The organism is Streptomyces sp. YIM 130001 (genome assembly GCF_003574445.1).
GTDB lineage: Bacteria > Actinomycetota > Actinomycetes > Streptomycetales > Streptomycetaceae > Streptomyces.
Map to the genome: position 1 here is coordinate 73,431 of NZ_KZ984562.1, position 17,417 is coordinate 90,847.

Genomic DNA, 17,417 nt, shown 5'->3' on the forward strand with positions numbered 1-17,417 from the left:
AGGGGAGTGGCGGTGCTGGGTGCGGAAGTTGTCCACAGGCTGGGGGTGGGGCTGTTGATCGGGGCCGCGCTTGTGGGGATGGTGTCGGTGGTGTGGGCCGTGGTGGTCGGGCGGCGGGTGCGGGAGGTTCGGGCGCGAGTGCGGGCGGTGGGGGAAGAGGTGCCGGAGAGTTCGAGGGCGGAGGCGAGTCCGGGATCGAGGGTGGCGTCGGCGGTGCAGCCGGTGTCGTGGTCGGGGGAGCGGTCGGGGCGATGGTCGTCGGGGGCGGGGTGGGTGTCTGTGGTGGGGGTTGCTTGCGCGGGATATGCGGTGTGGGGAGGTGTGGTTGGCGGGCTGATCGGCCTGACTGTGGGATACGCCGTACGGCATCGCAGGCGCCGGGGCGCAGCGGCGGGTGAGGTGGAAACGGCCGAGGCGGAACGGCAGTTGCCGTTGGCCGCAGATCTGCTGGCCGCGTGTGTGGCGGCGGGTGCCGGGCCCGCTGTCGCGGCCGAGTCCGTGGGGCGTTCGCTGCCGGGGCCGGTGGGGCGATGTCTGGCGAGGGTGGCAGCGGAGTTGCGGCTCGGCGGTGAACCAGCGGAAGCCTGGCGGAGGTTGGCCGCGATACCGGGGCCTGGCGCGGGACCGCTCGCCCGGTGTCTCGAGCGGGCGGACGCGTCCGGGGCGCCGGCGGCGGACCAAGTGGCGGGTCTGGCTGCCGAGTGCAGGTCGGCTTGGGCCAGAGCGGCTACGGCCAGGGCGCGGCGGGCGGCGGTGCTGATGGCCGCGCCGGTGGGGCTCTGCTTTCTTCCCGCGTTCTTGGTGGTGGGCATCGCGCCGGTGTTGGTCGGGATGGCTGGCCGGATCTTGAACGGGGGGTGAGGGGTGGGCTGTTGAGGGAGGTGGTGCGAAGGGTTGAGGGACGTCGGGCTTTGAGGCTCGGGGTGCGGGATCTGTGGGGCGATGTTTTGTGGGGGTTGTGATGGGTTTCGTCGGGCGGTTGCAGTTGCGGGTGCGGAAGGGGTCCGGGCGGGCGTGCTGGTCGAGGCGGCGGGTCTGGTGGTCTCGGCTGGTGTGCGGAGAGACGAGCGGGTCGGGGGACGCGGGGATGATCACGTCCGAGTACGCGCTGGGGACGGTCGCCGCTTGCGGATTCGCGGCGGTGCTCTACCGGGTGGTCACCAGCGACACGGTCAAGGGGGCACTGGAGGCGGTCATCGGTAAGGGGCTTGATGCCCAGTTCTGAGCGGGTTGACGGGGACGAGGGCTATGTGACGGCGGAGACCGCTGTGGTGCTGCCGGTGCTGGCGATCGTCGCGGTGTCGCTGCTCTGGGGCCTGATGGCTGCGTGCGCGCAGATCCAGTGTGTGGACGCCGCCCGGGCCGGCGCCAGGGCGGCGGCCCGTCAGGAGCCGCAGGCGGTCACGGTGGCCGTCGCGGAGCAGGCGGCTCCGCGCGGGGCTCGCGTGGCGGTGCGTAGGGAGGGGGAGTTGGTGCGGGTGTCGGTCGAGGCACGTACGGCGGGGATCGGAGGTCTGGCGCTTGATGTGGGGGCAGAGGCGGTCGCGATGGCGGAGGGTGGCGCGGTCGGAGAAGTCGGGGAGGCCGCAAGGGCCGGGGAGGCCGGGGGAGTCGGGGAGGCCGGAACGGCAGGTGAGGCCGGGGAAGTCGGAACGGCCGGGGAGGCCGGGGAAGTCGGAAGGGCCGGGGAAACCGGAAGGGCCGGGGAAGTTGGAGAGGGCGGCCTGGTGGAAGGCGGATGACGGGGTGGCCAGTGTGTGGGTGGTGTTCGTGGTCGGGGTGTTGGCCGTCGTGGTCGGGGCCGTGTTGCTCCTGGGGCAGGCGGTCCTGGGCCGTCATCGGGCAGGCGGGGCCGCGGACCTGGCCGCGCTCGCGGTGGCGGACCGTGCGCTGGAGGGGCCGCGGGTGGCCTGTGCGGCAGGGGCTCGGGTGGCGCGGGCTCAGCGGGGTGAGGTGGTGCGGTGCGCGGTCAGTGGCGAGATCGCGGATGTGACCGTGCGGGCGGCGGCGGGACCGTTTGTGTCGGAGGTGCGGGCGAGGGCGGGGCCCGCGTACGGGGGTGGGGGTTCGTCGGGTGTAGAGGCGAAGTCGGGAGCGGAGGTGCGAGGAGAGGGGCGGTGACGGGTGAAGTGGAGCCGGAAGCAGGGGTGTTCGAGGCGGTGGTGGGGGCGGAGGCGTTCGATGAGGGGTGAGGTCCGGGCCGGGCGCCGGGTGGAGGCCGTACGCGCGCCTGGGGGTGACTGAGGGGTGAGGGAGAGGTGTGCGGAGGGGATGGAGTGTGGAGATCTGGTCGTCAAGAAGGGAAGTCAAATCGGGAGTGTTGATCTAGGGTTGCAATATTCCCTATTTCGCATGGGAGTTCGGTGTGCCGGAAGGGGCAGTCGTGGTGACCGGGGTGCGCAGGGGCGTCGGGGCGGGTGTGCCGTGGTGACCCGCGGTTTCGCAGGTCGTACGGCTGCGGTGTGGGCCGCGGCCGTGATGGTCGCGGGCGGGATCGCGGTCCTCGTGCTGATGGGCGCGGCGGACGACTGGCGCGCGGCGTTGGCCGCCGGCTGCGCTTCGTTGGCGGTGCTGCTGTTGACCGGGCTGCTCGTGCAGTCACGGCGGCTGTCCGGCGAGCGGGCGGAGCGTGACCGTGCGGAGCGGCTGGCCGCGGCCCGGAGCGCGGAGGTCGTACACCTCGCGGGCGTACGGGCCCCGGCGATCGCCGAACGGGTGCGTGCCGGCCAGCGGTTGGAAGGCGTGCCGGGCCCGATCGCGGCGCCCGGCGAGACCGGTGCCGAGTTCGAGCGGGCGGTATCCGCGATGATCGTGGCGCTGGGGTCGGACGAGGCGATGCGGCGCGAGCGCGGACTGCGTGATTCCGTCCAGGCCGCATTCGAATCCGTCGCCCGGACCATGCACGCGATGGCCTCCGTGCAGCAGCAACTTCTGGACCAGGTCGAGCAGTCCATCGACGATTCCCGGGTGATGGCCGACGTCATGAAGGCGGACCACGCGGCCGCCCAGATGACCCGTAAGGCCCAGACGCTCCTGGTGATGTGCGGGGTGTGGCCCGCGCGACGGGAGAACCGTCCGGTGTCGCTGTACGACTGCGTGCGGGGCGCGCAGTCCCGGATCGTGGAGTACAGCCGTATCGAGGTACGGGGCGGGCAGACGCTGTACGCCGTGGCACCGGCCGTCGAGGGTCTGATGCACGCCATCGCCGAACTCCTGGACAACGCCACCACGTTCTCGCCCCAGAACCATCCGGTGGTGGTCAATATCCGGGAAGTCGGTGCGGGCGCGGTCATCGAGATCGAGGACGCCGGGCGTGGCATGCCGCAGGACGTGCTGGAGCAGGCCACGCGGCTGCTCCGCGACGACCAGGACCTGGCCCGGCTCGGCGCTGTGCCCCGTCTCGGGCTGGCCTGCGTCGGGCGGTGGAGCCGTGAGCTGGGGTTCGAGGTGAAGCTGAACGGAACGTCGGCGTACGGCGGTACGTGTGCGGTGACGTTCGTACCGTTCCATCTCATGACCGAGCCGGCGGGGCAGTCGGCGTCGCCGGCGCGGTGGCCGGAACCGTACGGAGTGCCGCAGCAGCGGCGGGACGAACCGGCCACCGTGCTGATGTCGGGTCACGGTCAACCGGCTGCTGGAGCAGGCCCGTCGGCGGCGTGGGCTGAGTCCGCCGATCTGGCCTCTGCCTCTGCGGGGGCCGGTGCGCCGGTTCCGTCGGCGACCACGAATGGTGGGCAATTGCCTTTCTCCGCACAGCCGTTGCCGGACACGGCGCCTCCGCAGCCGCCTGCCCCTGCCGGGGGACCGGCGGCGCCCGCGGTCCAGGCCCAGCCCGCTGCCCAGGCCCAGCCCCCCGCCCAGGCGGCCCCGGACCGGACCACCCGTTCCACCGCTCCGACCCCGGCGGAGGCCACAGGATCACCGGCACCCCCCGCCGCGCCCCACGTCACCTCCGGCCCCCTCGAGAGTTCCGCGACCTCCGCCGCCCAGCCGGACCCGTCGGAGCCGGCCGCCCCCGCCGAGACCCCGACCGGTCTGCCGCGCCGTCGTAGTCGCCGCGGCGCCGCGCATGCGGCCATGCAGTCCCTGCCTGCCGCAGCACAGCAGCAACGGCCCGCTCCCGTACCGCAGCCCGCTCCGGCCACCGACCCCTGGACCCCGGAGGCGGCGGGCGCGTCGATCGCCAGCGTCGTGTCCGGCACCCTGCGCGGTCGAGCGGAACTGCACGCCGACGAACCCCCGACGGATCCGCCGGCTCCCGGCCCCGGCACGACGGCGGCCCCGCTGCCTCCCCTCGAACCGTCTCCACCCCCAACCCCCGACGAGTACGACGGAGGCCGGCCGTGACCGGAACCATCGCCCCCCTTCCCGACCTGGGCTGGATGCTCCGCCCGCTGACCGAGATACCGGGCGTCCGGCACGCCGTGGTCGTCTCCGAGGACGGGCTGCGGCTCGGCCACATGTCCGCGGCGAACCTCACCGGCCCGGTGGCGGCGCTCAGCGTGGACGAGGCCGAGGCGCTCTCGGCGGCGTGCGCGGCGATGACGATGACGGGGCGTTCCACCACGTCACTGCTGTTCGGCACCGGGGCTCGCGTACGGCAGCAGATGGTGGAGTCCGACCACGGGTTCGTGCTCTTCACCCATGCCGGGGAGGGGGCGTATCTCGGCGTCGCGACCGACCCTCAGGCGGATGTCGGCCTGGTGGCGCAGCAGATGCAGTTGCTGGTCGCGAAGATCGGCGCCCATCTGACCAGCCAGCCGCGGGACCCAGCCGCCGCCTCGTCATGACCGACCGCCGGCCACAGGAGCGGACGACCTCGGCGATCCGCCCGTACGTCATCACGCGCGGCCGGGAGATGTCCGATGCCCAGACGCTGGCCTGGGAGTCGCTGGTGATGGCGACCGACGAGGCGTTCCCCGCGTCGCTCCAGCCCGAGCACCAGAAGATCCTGGCGCACTGTCAGGGGCTTCTCTCGGTCGCCGAGGTGGCCGCGCACATCGGTCAGCCGCCCTCCGTCGTCCAGGTGCTGCTCGCCGATCTCATCGAGTGGGGACTGATCGTGACCCGCCCGCCCATACCTACGGCCGAACGCGCCGATGTGACCATGCTCAGAAAGGTCCTCCATGGTCTCGAAAGCCGCCTCTGACGTGCCGCGCGAGGCCGCCGCCGGGCCGGACCCCGCGGTTTCCGCCCCGCCGGCCCCGGTCGCGCCGCCGACGTTCCCCGCGCCACCGACCGCCCCCGTGCCGCCTGCCACCGAGGCGGGCAAGTACGTCGCCCCGAGCGTCGCGGGCGCCGCGAAGATCCTGGTCGTAGGCCCGCTCGGGGTCGGCAAGACCACGCTGATCGGCACCGTCTCGGAGATCAAACCGCTGTTCACCGAGGCGGTCATGACCCAGGCGGGCGCCCGGGTCGACACCGCGGTGTCCGGCACCAAGACCACCACCACCGTGGCCCTCGACTTCGGGCGGATCACGCTGGACGGGGACCTGGTCCTGTACCTGTTCGGCACTCCCGGACAGCAGCGGTTCCTGCCCGCCTGGCGGGACTTGGCCAAGGGAGCGCTCGGTGCGCTCGCCCTGATCGACACCCGCGATCTGGAGGCGTCGTTCGACGCGCTCGGCAATCTGGAGGATCTCGGACTGCCGTTCGCGGTGGCGGCCAACGTCTTTCCCGGCAGCCCTCAGCACCCCGACGACGAACTGCGGGCGGCCCTCGACCTGTTGCCGGAGACCCCGTTGGTGGCCTGCGACGCCCGCGATCCGGCGTCGTCCGTGCGGGCCTTGATCGCCCTCGTACGCCACCTCATCCACGTTGCCACGGAGTCCAGATGACATCGCCGCACTCGCCGGCCGGGCAACCGCAGCCCCATCCCGGCACCGAGCAGCCCCATCCCGGCACCGAGCCGTCCGCCCCCGGCACCGAGCCGTCCGCCCCCGGCACGGATCCGTCCCACCCCGGCCGGCCGGGCGGCCCTGCGCAAGGGTTCTCGTCGGGCCCGCCCGGCCAGTGCCCCGTCACCGGAGTCCGGTCCGGCTCCGCGGAGACCGGCCCGACCGCCCTGTACGGCCCGGACGTGGACGGCGACCGCCTGCCCGGGCTGTACGAGGAACTGCGCCAGGTGTACGGCCCGGTGGCGCCCGTGTCGGTGGCCCCGGGCATCAACGCCTGGCTCGTACTCGGCTACCACGAACTGCTCCGGCTGACCCGAGACGAGCAGGACTTCTCCCACGACCCGCGCCGCTGGCGCCTGTTGAGGGAGAACCGGGTGCCCGCGGACTCCCCGATCCTGCCGATGGTCGGGTGGCGGCCCGCGCTGCTGTTCTCCGACGGGCAGCAGCACCGCAGGATGCGAGCCGCGGTCTCCACCGCGCTGTCCGGGATCAACGGCCACGAGCTGCGGCGCCTGGTGCGCGACACCGCGGAGCAGATCATCCACTCCTTCGCGGCGACCGGCCGGGCCGACCTGGTGGCCGACTACGCGCGCCAACTGCCGATGCGGGTCATCACCGCGCTCCTCGGTGTCGACGAACGGACCGGCCGGCAGCTGGTGGAGGCACTCGCCGGCACCGTCGCCGCCACCAGCGCGTCGGCGGACGCGAGCAGGCGCGTGGGCGCCATCCTCGACGCCCTCATCAAGGAGAAGCGCCTGAGGCCGGGCCACGACGTCACCTCGGCCCTGCTCCACCACCCCGCCCAACTCACCGACGACGAGGTGCTGCACAACCTCGTGGTCATGTTCGTCGCCGGCAACCAGACCACCGTCAACTGGATCGCGACCACCCTGCGGGTGCTGCTCTGCGACCCGCAGTTCCGCTCCTCGCTGACCGGCGGGAGGCTCAGCGTCGACGACGCGCTCGACCTGGTCCTGTGGCGCTTCCCGCCCACCCAGAACTTCCCGGCCCGCTACGCCACACGCGACATGGTCTTCGGCGGCCGGCAGATCCGTACGGGCGACATGCTCATCCTCGGCCTCGCCGCGGCGAACATGGACCCCGCGATCCTGCCGGACGACGGCGGCCCGGTGGTCGGCAACCGCGCGCACCTCGCCTTCGGTGCCGGACCGCACCTGTGCCCCGCGCAGGACCCGGCCCGGCTCATCACCCGTACCGCGGTGGACACCATCCTGCACCGGCTGCCGGATCTCGAACTGTCCATCCCGCAAGAGCAGTTGGAGTGGATCAAGTCTCCCTGGAGCAAGGGGCTCGCCGCACTCCCGGTCACCTTCACCGACCTCCGCAGGCGCCGCCCGAGCGACGCCCAGGAGCCCTCCGCAGACGCCCACCCCCCGGCCGTATCTCCGTCCCACGAGCAGGAGAGCCTCCGTTGACCACACATCCCGACGCACCCACGACCGGCGGCGACGCAGCCGCACCCGGGCCGTCCCACCGTCTCGACCCGGCGGGCGGCTGCCCGCACGCCTCCAACGCCCGGCTGCTCGCCCAGGGAGCCGTCGCCCCGGTGACGCTTCCGGGAGACGTGGCCGGCATGGCCGTACTCGGTCATGACGCGCTCAAGGAGTTCCTCGCCCACCCCGACGTGGCCAAGAACGCCGAGCACTTCACCGACCTGCGGGAAGGCCGGATACCCGACGGCTGGCCGCTGAAGACGTTCGCCACCGTGCAGGGTATGACCACCGCGGACGGCGCCGACCACCGGCGCCTGCGGTCGTTGATGAGCAAGGCGTTCACCGCCCGGCGGGTAGCCGAACTGCAGCCGCGTATCGAGGCGTTGACCCTGTCGCTCCTGGACGGTCTGGACGCCGCGGCGGCCGACGGCGACGGGGTCGCCGACCTGCGCGCACACTTCGCGCTGCCGCTCCCGATGGGCGTCATCTGCGAACTCCTCGGTGTCGACGCCGAGCACCACGACCGCCTGCACCACCTGTCCAACCAGATCGTCGCCACCGACATCGGCCCCGAGGAGGCCATGGCGGCGAACAAGGAGATGGTGGAGGTGCTCGGTCAGGTCGCGGCCTCGCGTGCCGCCGAGCCGGGCGACGACCTGACGAGTGCTCTCATCGCCGCCCGCGAGGAGAACGGCGACCGTCTCGGCCCGCACGAACTTCTCGGCACACTGATGCTGACGATCATCGCCGGACACGAGACCACCCTGAACCTGATCACCAACGCGGTCCGCGCCCTGTGCACCCACCGCGACCAACTCGCCCTCGTACAGGCGGGGAAGGCCACCTGGTCGGACGTGGTGGAGGAGACGCTGCGCTGGGACAGCCCGGTCAGCTACTTCCCGTTCCGCTACCCGACCCGCGACCTCACCCTGGACGGTACGACCATCCCCAAGGGCACCCCGGTGCTCGCGGGCTACTCGGCGGCCGGCCGCGACCCGAAGGCGCACGGCCCCGAGGCCGACCGCTTCGACATCACCCGCGGTACGACCCGCCACCTCTCCCTCGGCCACGGCGCGCACTTCTGCATGGGTGCGCCGCTGGCGCGGATGGAGGCGACGATCGCCCTGGAGCAGCTCTTCGGCCGCTTCCCGGACCTCGATCTCGCGGTGCCGGAACCCGAACTCCCCCGCCACGCCTCGTTCGTGGGCAACAGCGTCAACCGGCTTCCGGTACGGCCGCACGCGGGCCGTTCGTCGGCGCCGCGCACCTGACAAGGCAGCGCGCCGTCAGGATTTAGGCGCGCCCTTGAGCAGTTCCGTCAGGAGGCGGACGGCGCCCCGCTTGTGCAGGGGCTCGTTGCCGTTGCCGCACTTCGGGGACTGGATGCAGGACGGGCAGCCGGCTTCGCACTCGCAGGACGCGATCGCCCCGTGAGTGGCGGTGAGCCACTCACGGGCGGTACGGAAGGCCTGCTCGGCGAAGCCCGCGCCGCCCGGCTCCCCGTCGTGGACGAACACGGTCGGCAGCAGGGTGTCCGGATGCAGCGGCACCGAGACGCCGCCGATGTCCCACCGGTCGCAGGTCGCGAAGAGCGGCAGGATGCCGATCGAGGCGTGCTCGGCGGCGTGCAGGGCGCCGCCGAGGATCTCCGGGTTGATCCGCGCCGCGTCCAGCTGGTCCTCGGTGACCGTCCACCACACGGCCCGGGTACGCAGCGTGCGCGGCGGCAGGTCCAGCTTGGACTCGCCGAGCACCTCACCGGTGATCAGGCGCCGGCGCAGGAAGGCGACAACCTGGTTGGTGACCTCGACGGAGCCGTAGTGCAGCCGTCCCTCGCCCCACGGGACCGTCACCTCCGTCTCCAGTACGGAGATGGCGGTGGTGTCCCGTGCCGTCGTCGAGTACGGCGGGCTGGCCTCCTTCACCAGCGCGACGGAATCCTCCAGGTCCAGCTTCTCGACGAGATACGTACGCCCCTGGTGGAGGTGGACGGCGCCCTCGTGAACGGCGGTGTGCGAGGCGGCGGCGTCCACCGTGCCGAGCAGCCGCCCGGTGCCTGACTCCACGACCTGCACGGGCGGACCGCCCTGCCCCCGGATGTCGGTCAGGTCGGCGGCCCGCTCCCGGCGCGTCCAGTGCCAGGCCTTGGCACGGCGCCGCAGCAGCTTCGCCGCCTCCAGCTGCGGCAGCACCTCCTCCGTCCCCGGCCCGAAGAGCGACAGATCACTTTCGGTCAAAGGGAGTTCGGCCGCGGCGGCGCACAGGTGCGGCGCCAGGACATACGGATTGCCCGGGTCGAGGACGGTGGTCTCCACCGGCCGCTGGAAGATCGCCTCCGGGTGGTGCACGAGATAGGTGTCGAGCGGATCGTCCCGTGCGACCAGGACCGCCAGTGCCCCGCCTCCGGTCCGCCCCGCGCGTCCCGCCTGCTGCCACAGCGAGGCGCGGGTTCCGGGATATCCGGCGATGACGACGGCGTCGAGTCCTGAGACGTCCACGCCGAGCTCGAGCGCGGTGGTCGCGGCGAGTCCGAGCAGGTCGCCCGAGTGCAGGGCCCGCTCGAGAGCGCGGCGCTCCTGCGGCAGATAGCCGCCCCGGTACGCGGCGACGCGCCCGACCAGGGACCGGTCGATCTCGGCCAGTCGTTCCTTGGCGATCACGGAGATCAGCTCGGCGCCTCTGCGGGACCGTACGAAGGCGACCGAGCGCACCCCCTGCAAGGTCAGATCGGTGAGCAGGTCGGCGGTCTCCGCGGTGGCCGTACGGCGCACCGGGGCGCCCTGCTCGCCGTGGAGTTCGGTCAACGGCGGTTCCCACAGGGCGAAGACCAGATCGCCGCGGGGTGAGGCGTCGTCGGCGACCTCTTCGACGGGCAGCCCGGTGAGCCGCCCGGCGGCGGCCGACGGCTCGGCCGCGGTGGCCGAGGCGAGCAGGAACACAGGCTCCGATCCGTAGCGCGCGCACAGCCGCCGCAGCCGGCGCAGCACCTGTGCGACGTGCGAGCCGAAGACTCCGCGGTACGTGTGGCACTCGTCGATCACGACGTAGCGCAGGGCGCGCAGGAACGAGGACCAGCGGGGGTGGGAGGGAAGTATCCCGCGGTGCAGCATGTCCGGGTTGGTCAGTACGTAGTTGGCGTACTGGCGCACCCACTCGCGCTCCTCGAACGGGGTGTCCCCGTCGTAGACCGCGGGCCGTACCGACTTGCCCAGTGGATCGGCGAGTTCCTTCACCGCGCGGCACTGGTCGGCCGCGAGTGCCTTGGTGGGCGCCAGGTAGAGCGCGGTGGCCCCGCGGCCGTTGGGCGCCTCGGAGCCGTCCAGGAGGGCCGACAGGACGGGGACGAGATAGGCCAGCGACTTGCCCGACGCCGTGCCGGTCGCGACGACCACGCTGCGGCCGTCGAGAGCCAGCTCGGCGGCCTGCGCCTGGTGGGCCCACGGGTCCGCGATCCCGGCCTTCTGCACCGCCGCGACGACCTCGGGGCGGATGCGGTGCGGCCAGACGGCATGGCGACCGGCCCGCGGGGGCAGGTGCTCCGTATGAGTGATGCGCGCAGCCCGGTCTCCCCCCGCGGCCAGCCGGTCCAGGACCGTCTGCGGCGAGGGCCGCACGGACGTGCCCGGCGGGGTGTGCCCGGGGCGCTGATTCTTGGCCATCGGCACCGAGTGTGTCACTGGCGTGACGGACAATGGTCCGAAGGCGTCGTGCACGCCTGCCTATAGGTGATTGAATGCCATCGCGGCTGGCGACCGCCTCAGGCCTGGGATTCCAGGCGTCCGAGGGGCGAGCGCTCGATAGCAAGGTGCTGGAGGATCCGTGGACCTGTCCCTGTCGACCCGTACCGTCGGCGATCGTACGGTCGTCGAGGTCGGTGGCGAAATTGATGTTTATACCGCGCCCAAGCTGCGCGAGCAGCTGGTCGAGTTGGTGAACGACGGCAGTTTTCACCTGGTCGTCGACATGGAGGGCGTGGACTTCCTCGACTCGACCGGACTTGGCGTGCTGGTCGGCGGTCTCAAGAGAGTGCGGGCCCATGAGGGTTCACTTCGCCTGGTGTGCAACCAGGAGCGCATTCTGAAGATCTTCCGGATCACCGGCCTGACCAAGGTGTTCCCGATCCACGCCTCGGTCGACGAGGCGGTGGCGGCCACCGACTGACGGTGGGTGCGCCCGGGCTCTGTGCCCGGGAAGCTCGATCAAGGGGGGTACCGGGCCATCGGCCCGGCCCCCCGCAAGCACGCTCGAAGATCCGAGGGGGACGCATGCCCACCGTTGAACTCCGCTTCAGTGCGCTGCCGGAGCACGTGAGGACCGCGAGGCTGGTGGCGGCCGCGGTGGCGCGCAGGGCCGGAGTGGACGAGGCGGTTCTCGACGAGGTCAGACTGGCGGTGGGGGAAGCCTGTTCCCGCGCCGTGGGCCTGCACCAGAGCCATGGGATCGAGGCTCCGGTCCGGGTGGCGCTGACCGAGGACGAGAAGCAGTTCTCCATCGAGGTCGGTGACGAGGCCCCGCACGCGACGGTGAGCAACGGCTCCGTGCCGCGCGTCCTCGCGGCCCTCGACGACCCCGAGGCGGAGGGCGAGGACGAGATGGGCCTCGCCGTCATCAGCGGGCTCGTCGACGATGTGGAGGTCTCCTCGTCGCCGGACGGCGGGCTCATCAGGATGAGCTGGCCGACGGCACCGGAACCGCTGCCGACCTGAGCGACGACGGGCGCGGCCGCCGCGCCCCCGGTCCAGACCCCGCGCGAAGGCTCCGCCCGAAGGCCCTGTTTGAGCAGGGCCTTTTTCTTTTTCCCGCAGTACGGTCGCGGATGATTTTCCCGGTGGCGAACTGATCGTCGATCTTCGAGTGAAGTACGGTCAATGCCTCTGGGGCATTAGCACTATCGGGCGTAATCTTTAAGTGCGATCATTTGCTGACGAGCGGACGAAGATTAATTCCGTTTGCAGCCCACTGTTTTGATCAGATCCCGCTCCCTACAATCCGTCCACATCTTGAGCTCAGCCCAAGCGTCAAGGAGGACGAATGGCGGGGCTTTCTACCCCTCATCAGCTGGACCATCCCTCAACCTTCGCAGCCGCAGTGCTCACCTCCGACAACCGCCTCATCGTGGTACTCGTCGGAGTCGTCGCCCTGGCGGCCCTCGCCGTCGCCGGTGTCCTGGTGCGCCAGGTGCTCGCCGCGGGCGAGGGCACCGACAGCATGAAGAAGATCGCGGCAGCCGTACAGGAAGGGGCAAACGCATATCTGGCACGGCAGTTGCGCACGCTCGGCGTATTCGCAGTCGTCGTGTTCTTCCTGCTCCTGCTGCTACCTGCGGACGACTGGAATCAGCGGGCGGGGCGCTCGATCTTCTTCCTGATCGGAGCGCTCTTCTCCGCGGCCACCGGCTATATCGGTATGTGGCTCGCAGTCCGCAGTAATGTCCGGGTGGCGGCAGCCGCTCGCGAAGCGACCGCGGTCTCGTCCTCCGCGATCACCGGCACGGCCTCCGATACGGATTCGGGGGCGGCCACCGACGAAAAGGGCGCCACCGTCCAGGCCGCGTCGGCGCAGGATCTCACCGCCGTTTCCCACAAGGCCATGAAGATCGCGTTTCGTACGGGTGGCGTGGTCGGCATGTTCACCGTCGGGCTCGGTCTGCTCGGCGCCGCCTGCGTGGTGCTCGTGTACGCGGCGGATGCGCCCAAGGTGCTCGAGGGCTTCGGTCTCGGAGCCGCTCTCATCGCCATGTTCATGCGGGTCGGCGGCGGCATCTTCACCAAGGCCGCCGACGTGGGCGCGGACCTGGTCGGCAAGGTCGAGCAGGGCATCCCGGAGGACGACCCGCGCAACGCCGCGACCATCGCGGACAACGTGGGCGACAACGTCGGCGACTGCGCGGGAATGGCCGCCGACCTCTTCGAGAGCTACGCCGTCACGCTGGTCGCCGCGTTGATCCTCGGCAAGGCCGCCTTCGGCGACGCCGGCCTCGCGTTCCCGCTGATCGTGCCCGCGATCGGTGTGGTCACGGCGATCATCGGCATCTTCGCGGTCGCCCCACGCCGCAGCGATCGCAACAACATGAGCGCCATCAACCGCGGGTTCTTCATCTCCGCGGTCATCTCGCTGGTGCTCGTCGCGGGCGCGGTGTACGCGTATCTGCCGGCCACTTACGCCGAACTCGACGGTGTCACCGATGCGGTGATCCAGTCCAAGGGAGGCGATCCGCGGATCCTCGCCGTGGTCGCCGTGGCCATCGGCATCGTGCTGGCCGCCCTGATCCAGCAGTTGACCGGGTACTTCACCGAGACCAGCAGGCGTCCCGTGAAGGATGTCGGCAAGAGCTCGCTGACCGGTCCGGCGACCGTGATCCTGGCCGGTATCTCGCTCGGTCTCGAATCGGCCGTGTACACCGCCCTGTTGATCGGTCTCGGGGTGTACGGCGCGTTCCTGCTCGGCGGCACGTCGATCATGCTGGCGCTCTTCGCGGTGGCACTGGCCGGCACCGGACTGCTCACCACGGTCGGCGTGATCGTCGCCATGGACACCTTCGGTCCGGTGTCCGACAACGCGCAGGGCATCGCCGAGATGTCCGGCGACGTCGAGGGCGCGGGCGCCCAGGTGCTCACCGACCTGGACGCGGTGGGCAACACCACCAAGGCCATCACCAAGGGCATCGCCATCGCCACCGCCGTACTCGCGGCGGCGGCGCTCTTCGGCTCGTACCGCGACGCCATCGCGGGCGCGGCGAAGGACGTGGGCGAGAAACTCGGTGACGGGGCTCCGATGAACCTCGTCATGGACATCTCGCAGCCCAACAACCTGGTCGGTCTGATCCTCGGCGCCGCGGTCGTGTTCCTCTTCTCGGGGCTCGCGATCAACGCGGTGGCGCGGTCCGCCGGTGCCGTGGTCTACGAGGTGCGGCGGCAGTTCCGCGAGCACCCCGGGATCATGGACTACACGGAGAAACCGGAGTACGGACGGGTCGTCGACATCTGCACCAAGGACGCGCTGCGGGAGCTGGCGACGCCGGGTCTGCTCGCGGTGATGACGCCGATCGCGGTCGGCTTCACCTTCGGTGTCGGAGCGCTCGGCGCGTTCCTGGCCGGGGCGATCGGGACGGGCACCCTGATGGCGGTCTTCCTCGCCAACTCCGGTGGCGCCTGGGACAACGCCAAGAAGCTCGTCGAGGACGGCCATCACGGCGGCAAGGGCAGCGAGGCCCATTCCGCGACGGTCATCGGCGACACCGTGGGCGACCCGTTCAAGGACACCGCGGGCCCCGCGATCAACCCGCTGCTCAAGGTGATGAACCTGGTGGCACTGCTGATCGCACCCGCGGTCGTGCAGTTCAGCTACGGCGACGACGCGAGTGCGGGGGTGCGGGCGGTGATCGCCGTACTCTCGATCGTGGTCATCGTCGTCGCGGTCTATGTCTCCAAACGGCGCGGTATCACCGTCGGGGACGACGAGGAGGCCGACCGGGGCGCCAACTCGGCGGATGCGGCCGCGGTTTCGTCCTGAGTTCAGGACGGGCCGGGATCGGGCCCGCCCGCCGGGCGGTCCTCCGGCCCGTCGGCCGAGTGGACCGCTGAGTACACCGCTGGGCTCAACGCCGGGGCGGGCGACGCTTTTTGATGCGTCGTCCGCCCCGCTTTTGTTTCCGTGATACTGCTCTCCTTGGTGCAAATGGCTTCAATAGCGTTCGAACCGGACGTACGACTCGCGGTTGTCGCCCACTTGGCGTGTATGTTCCGGGGCCGAGAGCCATGGAAGGGACCAATCCGGTGAACAAGAAGCTTGCAGCCGCACTGTCCGGCGGTGCGGTACTGGTACTGGCCTTGTCGGGCTGCAGCGACAACAAGGACGACGAGCTGAACGACTGGGCGAAGTCGCTGTGCGGCCAGATCCAGCCGCAGCTCGAGAAGAGCGTGAAGGCCCAGCAGACCATCATCTCGACCGCGGCGGACGGCAAGCCGGAGGACGTCAAGAAGGCCGACTCGGAGGCCTTCCAGGCCATTTCCGACGCGGACAAGGCCATCGCGAGCGCCCTGAAGAAGGCGGGCCCGCCGCCGGTCGACGACGGAGAGAAGATCCAGAAGGACGCCATCGCGGACCTCACCTCCGCCTCCAAGGGCTACGCCGACCTCAAGACCCAGGTCGACAAGCTGGACGCCAAGGACGACTCCCCGGAGGGCCTCGACGCCTTCTCCAAGGGCCTCGAGAAGGTAGGCAAGGACCTCGGCAAGATCCAGAAGCAGGGCGACGGCGCGCTGAAGTCGCTGCTCGAGGGCGAGGTCGGCGACGCCATCTCCAAGCAGTCCGAGTGCAAGTCGGAGAGCATCTCGCCGAAGCCCTCCAGCGCCTGACCCGAACGGGGACCCGTCCGACGGGCTCTCGACCGGCACGGATGCGCTCCTCGACGGGCCTGTACGCGCGCGTACGGGCCCGTTCGGCGTGGGTGCGGCCGCCGAGTGGCGCCCCGCGGAGGACAATGGCCGGGTGCGTACGACGACTCTGCCCAGGACCGACCATCCCCTGACCGCGGCCCGGCTGCGGGAGGCCTTCCTCGCCGCCGGCTTCACCGTCGACGGACTCCTCGACCTGCTCGGTGCCCCGGCCTACACCGCCCTCGCCCGCAGCGAGACCGTGCCCGCGCTGCGCGCCACCCGCGGCGACGGCCCGCTGCCGACCCTGGTGCGGCTCTTCCTGCTCCAGGAGAACGTGCCCCACGCGCGCGTGTCCGGCGTTCTGCCGGTCGACGACTGCCTGGCGGCCGGCTGGCTGACGGCCGACGGGGAGGACGCCGGGGGAGAACTCCGCGCGAACGTGGACGTGCGGCCGTACGGCGGCCCTTCGGGCGAGGACTGGTACATCGTCTCCGACCTCGGCTGCGCGGTCGGCGGCGCGGCGGGGATCGGCAGCCACGACGAGGGCGTGGTGCTCGGCGTCGGCGGCGCCTCCACCACCCTGGCCGGCCTCACCGTCCGTACTCCGGTGGCGAGCGCACTCGACCTCGGCACCGGTTCCGGCATCCAGGCGCTGCACGCGGCACAGCACGCGACGCGGGTGACGGCCACCGACCTCAACCCCCGTGCCCTGCACATCACCCGGCTCACTCTCGCGCTGTCCGGGGCGCCGGACGCCGAGCTCGTCGAGGGGTCCCTCTTCGAGCCGGTCGGGGACGCCCGTTACGACCTGATCGTGTCCAATCCGCCGTTCGTCATCTCGCCGGGCGCCCGGCTCACCTACCGGGACGGCGGCATGGCCGGTGACGATCTGTGCCGCACCCTCGTGCAGGAGGCGGGCGAGCGGCTGAACGAGGGCGGGTACGCGCACTTCCTCGCCAACTGGCAGCACGTGGCGGGCGAGGAGTGGCAGGACCGGCTGCGCTCTTGGGTGCCGCGCGGTTGCGACGCCTGGATCGTGCAGCGCGAGGTCCAGGACGTCACGCAGTACGCCGAACTGTGGTTGCGCGACGCCGGTGACCACCGCACCGAGCCGGACGCGTACGCGGCCCGCTACGAGGCCTGGCTCGACGAGTTCGAGGAACTGCGGACCAGGGCGGTCGGCTTCGGCTGGATCACCCTGCGCAAGTCCGGTGCCCAGGAGCCGTCCATCGTCGCGGAGGAGTGGCCCCACCCCGTCGAGCAGCCGCTCGGCGAGACCACCCGGGCACACTTCGAGCGGCAGGACTGGCTGCGGGCGCACGACGACGCGGCGTTGCTCGCCGGGCATTTCAAGCTGGCCGACGAGGTGGTCCAGGAGCAGGTCGGACTGCCGGGTTCCGAGGACCCCGAGCATGTGGTGCTGCGTCAGCACCGCGGTATGCGCCGGGCCACCCAGGTGGACACGGTCGGCGCGGGCTTCGCCGGAGTGTGCGACGGCACGCTGAGCGCGGGCCGGATCCTGGACGCGATCGCGCAGCTGGTGGGCGAGGACCCGGTGGTGCTGCGGGAGCGCAGCCCGGAGCAGATCAGGCTCCTCGTCGAACAGGGCTTCCTGGAGCCGGTGGTCTGAGACCGGGCGGGCCGCCGTACCGGGTGTTCCCGTCCGTCGTTCACCCGGGGTTCGGCCC

Annotated in this window: 16 protein-coding genes; 15 read left to right on the forward strand and 1 reads right to left on the reverse strand. The window is 71.3% G+C overall.

What is annotated here, in order from left to right; genetic code table 11:
• Nucleotides 1–78 precede the first annotated feature (78 nt).
• The 10 genes from DSC45_RS24940 (at nt 79) to DSC45_RS24985 (ending at nt 8,622) form a co-directional block, all read left to right on the forward strand.
• On the forward strand, nt 79–861 hold the full coding sequence (locus DSC45_RS24940; RefSeq protein WP_119294306.1) for a type II secretion system F family protein: 783 nt from the start codon (nt 79–81) through the stop codon (nt 859–861).
• Nucleotides 862–961: 100 nt separating this feature from the next.
• Nucleotides 962–1,225: a DUF4244 domain-containing protein gene (locus DSC45_RS24945; RefSeq protein WP_119294179.1), complete on the forward strand. Its 264-nt coding sequence runs from the start codon at nt 962–964 to the stop codon at nt 1,223–1,225.
• Entirely contained in the window at nt 1,212–1,742 is a 531-nt protein-coding gene (locus tag DSC45_RS36580; protein WP_240434832.1) for a TadE family type IV pilus minor pilin, read from the forward strand. The genes DSC45_RS24945 and DSC45_RS36580 overlap by 14 nt, the downstream gene beginning before the upstream one ends.
• Before the next feature lie 4 nt (nt 1,743–1,746).
• Nucleotides 1,747–2,121: an Rv3654c family TadE-like protein gene (locus DSC45_RS36585; RefSeq protein ID WP_240434833.1), complete on the forward strand. Its 375-nt coding sequence runs from the start codon at nt 1,747–1,749 to the stop codon at nt 2,119–2,121.
• Between the two features lie 306 nt (nt 2,122–2,427).
• Entirely contained in the window at nt 2,428–4,347 is a 1,920-nt protein-coding gene (locus DSC45_RS24960; RefSeq protein WP_346426677.1) for an ATP-binding protein, read from the forward strand.
• Nucleotides 4,344–4,790 (forward strand): roadblock/LC7 domain-containing protein, encoded by a 447-nt coding sequence (locus DSC45_RS24965; protein ID WP_119294181.1) that lies wholly within the window; start codon nt 4,344–4,346, stop codon nt 4,788–4,790. Before DSC45_RS24960 ends, DSC45_RS24965 begins: the two co-directional genes overlap by 4 nt.
• Nucleotides 4,787–5,149 carry a DUF742 domain-containing protein gene (locus DSC45_RS24970; RefSeq protein ID WP_119294182.1) on the forward strand — a complete coding sequence of 121 codons (363 nt, stop codon included), beginning with the start codon at nt 4,787–4,789 and terminating at the stop codon, nt 5,147–5,149. Before DSC45_RS24965 ends, DSC45_RS24970 begins: the two co-directional genes overlap by 4 nt.
• The gene (locus DSC45_RS24975) at nt 5,127–5,837 is read left to right on the forward strand and encodes a GTP-binding protein (protein WP_119294183.1); all 711 of its coding nucleotides are present in this window, start codon (nt 5,127–5,129) and stop codon (nt 5,835–5,837) included. Before DSC45_RS24970 ends, DSC45_RS24975 begins: the two co-directional genes overlap by 23 nt.
• Nucleotides 5,834–7,333 (forward strand): cytochrome P450, encoded by a 1,500-nt coding sequence (locus DSC45_RS24980; protein WP_240434834.1) that lies wholly within the window; start codon nt 5,834–5,836, stop codon nt 7,331–7,333. The genes DSC45_RS24975 and DSC45_RS24980 overlap by 4 nt, the downstream gene beginning before the upstream one ends.
• Nucleotides 7,330–8,622, forward strand: a complete 1,293-nt coding sequence (locus tag DSC45_RS24985; protein WP_119294184.1) for a cytochrome P450 family protein — start codon at nt 7,330–7,332, stop codon at nt 8,620–8,622. Before DSC45_RS24980 ends, DSC45_RS24985 begins: the two co-directional genes overlap by 4 nt.
• Nucleotides 8,623–8,637: 15 nt before the next feature.
• On the opposite strand, the gene DSC45_RS24990 is transcribed toward DSC45_RS24985, so the two are convergent.
• Nucleotides 8,638–11,064, reverse strand: a complete 2,427-nt coding sequence (locus tag DSC45_RS24990; RefSeq protein ID WP_119294185.1) for a DEAD/DEAH box helicase — start codon at nt 11,062–11,064, stop codon at nt 8,638–8,640.
• A 106-nt stretch (nt 11,065–11,170) separates the two neighbouring features.
• On the opposite strand from DSC45_RS24990, the gene bldG reads away from it, so the two are divergent.
• The 5 genes from bldG (at nt 11,171) to DSC45_RS25015 (ending at nt 17,359) form a co-directional block, all read left to right on the forward strand.
• On the forward strand, nt 11,171–11,512 hold the full coding sequence (gene bldG / locus DSC45_RS24995; protein WP_119294186.1) for an anti-sigma factor antagonist BldG: 342 nt from the start codon (nt 11,171–11,173) through the stop codon (nt 11,510–11,512).
• Between the two features lie 104 nt (nt 11,513–11,616).
• Complete coding sequence (locus tag DSC45_RS25000; protein ID WP_119294187.1) at nt 11,617–12,057, forward strand: ATP-binding protein; 441 nt, start codon at nt 11,617–11,619, stop codon at nt 12,055–12,057.
• A 325-nt stretch (nt 12,058–12,382) separates the two neighbouring features.
• Nucleotides 12,383–14,863: a sodium-translocating pyrophosphatase gene (locus tag DSC45_RS25005; protein ID WP_119294188.1), complete on the forward strand. Its 2,481-nt coding sequence runs from the start codon at nt 12,383–12,385 to the stop codon at nt 14,861–14,863.
• 263 nt (nt 14,864–15,126) lie between these two features.
• Nucleotides 15,127–15,708, forward strand: a complete 582-nt coding sequence (locus tag DSC45_RS25010; RefSeq protein ID WP_240434836.1) for a small secreted protein — start codon at nt 15,127–15,129, stop codon at nt 15,706–15,708.
• 133 nt (nt 15,709–15,841) lie between these two features.
• Entirely contained in the window at nt 15,842–17,359 is a 1,518-nt protein-coding gene (locus DSC45_RS25015) for a DUF7059 domain-containing protein (protein ID WP_119294190.1), read from the forward strand.
• Nucleotides 17,360–17,417: the final 58 nt, after the last annotated feature.